Below are 3,870 nucleotides of genomic sequence, written 5' to 3' on the forward strand. Positions count from 1 at the left end.
ATTGTTCGATCAGGATCTGCGCCTCGCGCAGGTCTGGGATCCACGTCACGATCTGGAAGAGGTTTTCGTATGCCATGCATGGGTTCCGGGGTTCGTGCTCCCGGATCATCGTCACGGTCAGGCCAGCGGCGGTATCTTTGATCTCGAACATGGCGGGTTTCCTGCTATTCTGTTCATGATTTGCTTCACACCGGATGCGGGTGTTCTGTCGATCCCCGGACCCTGAAAAGATGAAAAAAGATCCGTTGGTCCCACAGGCCCACATGGGCGGATGATCCCTCCTCTGGCCCCATGACAGGGTTGTCCTGCGGGAAGGCGAGCCCGTGGGCCGGGTTCACCCGTCACCAGCCATCACCGGCGTTCTGCCCTATTCCTGGGCCGTCCACGTCTACCCGGCACCGATGCCGCATAGCGGCAAAGCCGCGACCCTGCGCGAGGCCCTTGAGGCCGTCAGGCAGACGGCCGGGGAACTGCCGAATGTCCAGTGGCGTCAGAAATCCATCTACTGGAAGCAAGAGGTGTTCCATCCCGGATGATGGTCCACATTCCGGGGGCTGTCCCGGACGATATTTGTCGCGGGAGGCGAAAAACGATCAGGGAATTATGCCTGATCCCCGCTGAATACACGCGGGTCCTGAACCGGGCGCGCATGGTTAATAATATGCTAACATGCTAATTTGAAACGAATAATCTATACTATTCATTTGAGAGATCGCCCCAACCATTCGTATGGTCCGGCAACTGAGGTTGATGCCTGCGAGGAGTTGTTGTGGTCGATACTCTCAATCCGGATCGGGTCAGACCCGGTCGCTTTGTCCAGGTCTTTGCCTCAATCCGGGGGTCGGTCGATGAGGCCGATCAAGCCGGAACCTGGTCTGAACCGTCTCGCACCGCGCGCGGAATACGCGCGGCTCAGCGTCATCCCCTGATCAAGAGCGGGCCATTTCCCGCTTCTCAACGCCACCGGGCGCGCATCGTCCCGCCGATACCGACGGCTAGCGCTCGTCCCTCAAATGATCCGTCGGTTGGGACTGCCCCAGTGGCCGTGTCCCCACGCACATCAAGACTTCAGAAAGGCTGACTCATGGCTGTTACGTGGAACCCCGGACCCGGACCCACTGCTGGAAACGACACTGCCGTCGGCGATGGCGCCAATGACGTCATCAGCGGTCAGGGTGGGAACGACCAACTCGAAGGAGGCGGTGGCAACGACACCCTCTTTGGCGGCACGGGCGCTGATGTTGTTTCTGGCGGCACTGGGAACGATATCCTTCTGGGGGAAGGCGGCAACGACAATCTGGCTGGGAATGCCGGAAACGACCAGATCCAGGGCGGCGCGGGGGCCGACGCGATCGGCGGAGGCTCAGGCGACGATAACATGCGTGGGGATGCGGGGAACGACCAAATCTCGGGCGGCTCTGGCAGCGACACAATTGTGGGGAACTCGGGCGATGATGTTATCGGCGCTGATTCTGGAGATGATATCGTCAACGGCGGCTCAGGCGATGATACGATCACGGGCGGTTTTGGTGCAGATAATGTGGTGGGTGCCGACGGCAACGATCGGCTTGGAGGGAACGGGGGCGATGACACGCTGGACGGCGGTGTCGGCAATGACACGCTTCTCGGCGGAGGAGAAAACGACAGCCTCTCCGGCGGTATTGGCGATGACTCCATCTTGGGTGGGGACGGCGTTGATACACTGAGTGGCGGCTCAGGCGACGATACGCTGGACGGCGGTGTCGGCAATGACACGCTGTATGGTGGGGACGGCGACGACTCGCTGTCGGCGGGTCCGGGGGATGATTCCGTGTTTGGCGGGGCTGGCGACGATACGCTGGACGGCAATGACGGCTTGGACAGCCTGTTCGGCGGCGCCGGTAATGACCGCATCAGATTGAACGCGAATGAACCCGGCGGGGCGTTTTATGGCGGCATCCAGGTGGGTGTCGGCGGGTCTGGAGACGACTCGATCTTTGGTTCTGGCGATACCGATTCCCTGCAGGGCGATGCGGGGAATGATCTGATCGACGGCGGGGACAACAACGACACCCTCCTTGGCGGTCTCGGGGATGACACTCTGCGGGGCGGTGAGGAGAACGATTCCGTATTGGGTGGCGCCGGCGACGACAGTGTCACTGGTGATCAGGGCGACGACATACTCTACGGGGAGAGCGGGGATGACATCGTTCAGGGGTTTGTCGGCAGCGATTCACTCTTCGGCGGACTCGGAAATGACTCGTTATTTGGCGGCCTCGGGGATGACACCGTTCAGGGGGATGTCGGCAACGACAGCATTTTCGGTCAGAGCGGCGATGACACCCTGAGCGGCGGCAGCGGCGACGATACGCTGGACGGCGGTGTCGGCAATGACACGCTGTATGGTGGGGACGGCGACGACTCGCTGTCGGCGGGTTCGGGGGATGATTCCGTGTTTGGCGGGGCTGGCGACGATACGCTGGACGGCAATGACGGCTTGGACACCCTGTTCGGCGGTGCCGGTAATGACCGCATCAGATTGAACGCGAATGAACCCGGCGGGGCGTTTTATGGCGGCATCCAGGTGGGTGTTGGCGGGTCTGGAGACGACTCGATCTTTGGCTCTGGCGATACCGATTCCCTGCAGGGCGATACGGGGAATGATCTGATCGAAGGCGGGGACAACAACGACACCCTCCTTGGCGGTCTCGGGGATGACGTGATTTCGGGCGGTAACGACGATGACAGTGTCCAGGGCGATGCCGGAAATGATTTTCTGGAGGGCAACATCGGGAACGATACCGTCGCCGGCAACAGCGGCGACGATAGACTATTTGGCGGTTTCGGCGCAGACACCCTCCTTGGCGGTCTCGGCGATGACACTCTGCAGGGCGGTGGGGACAACGATTCCGTCCTGGGTGGCGCCGGCGACGACAGTGTCATTGGTGATCAGGGCGACGACACACTCTACGGAGAGAGCGGCGATGACAAACTCTTCGGGTTTGCCGGCAACGACTTACTCTTCGGCGGACTCGGAAATGACTCGTTAGCTGGCGGCGCCGGAGATGATACCCTGACGGCAGGCACGGGCGACGACGCGTTGAGCGGCAAATCTGGCGATGACTCGCTGGTGGGGGGGCTTGGCAACGACACGCTCGGCGGCGGGACCGGTGACGACGTGGTTGTCGGCGGGTCGGGCAATGACACCATCTCTGGCGGCGCCGGGAACGACACGCTCGATGGCGGCACAGGCAACGACACGCTTGATGGCGGCTCCGGCGATGACAGCTTGCTCGGCGAGAGCGGTGACGACGTTCTGCGGGGCGGGACGGGCACTGACACGCTGGACGGCGGTCTGGGCGACGATACGATCTTTGGCGACAGCGGCGACGATTCTCTAAGTGGTGGTTCGGGCGATGACAGCCTCCGCGGGAGTCTGGGGAATGATACGCTGCTGGGGGACGGCGGCAACGATTTCCTTACCGGTGAGAGCGGCGATGATACCGTTAGCGGCGGGGCCGGGGACGATACCGTTAACGGTGGCCAGGGCAATGACGTGGTCTTCGGCGATTCCGGCGATGATAGCGTTCAAGGCGGGACCGGACTCTTCGATGATACGCTCTATGGCGGTCTCGGGAACGACTCGCTCTTTGGCGATGGCGGATGGGATACCCTCTACGGTGGCGTTGGCAACGACGCGCTTGATGGGTGGACCGGTAGTGATCTGCTTTTCGGCGAGAGCGGTGATGACAGTATCGCGGATACGGGCGGCAGCCTCTCCGCGGATACGATTTATGGCGGTTTCGGGAATGACACCGTCGCTGGCGGTCGGGCCGATGACACCGTTCTGGGCGATGATGGCAATGACAGCGTTCTCGGTGAGAGCGGCGA

2 protein-coding genes are annotated in these 3,870 nt (G+C 61.7%); both read left to right on the forward strand.

The window, feature by feature from the left end:
- Positions 1-323 precede the first annotated feature (323 nt).
- Positions 324-536 carry a hypothetical protein gene (locus FEV53_RS19735; protein ID WP_142836357.1) on the forward strand — a complete coding sequence of 71 codons (213 nt, stop codon included), beginning with the start codon at positions 324-326 and terminating at the stop codon, positions 534-536.
- A gap of 548 nt (positions 537-1,084) precedes the next feature.
- A partial coding sequence (locus tag FEV53_RS19740) for a calcium-binding protein (protein ID WP_142836358.1) occupies positions 1,085-3,870 on the forward strand: 2,786 nt, incomplete at its 3' end.

The organism is Palleronia caenipelagi, from assembly GCF_007004065.1.
GTDB lineage: Bacteria > Pseudomonadota > Alphaproteobacteria > Rhodobacterales > Rhodobacteraceae > Palleronia > Palleronia caenipelagi.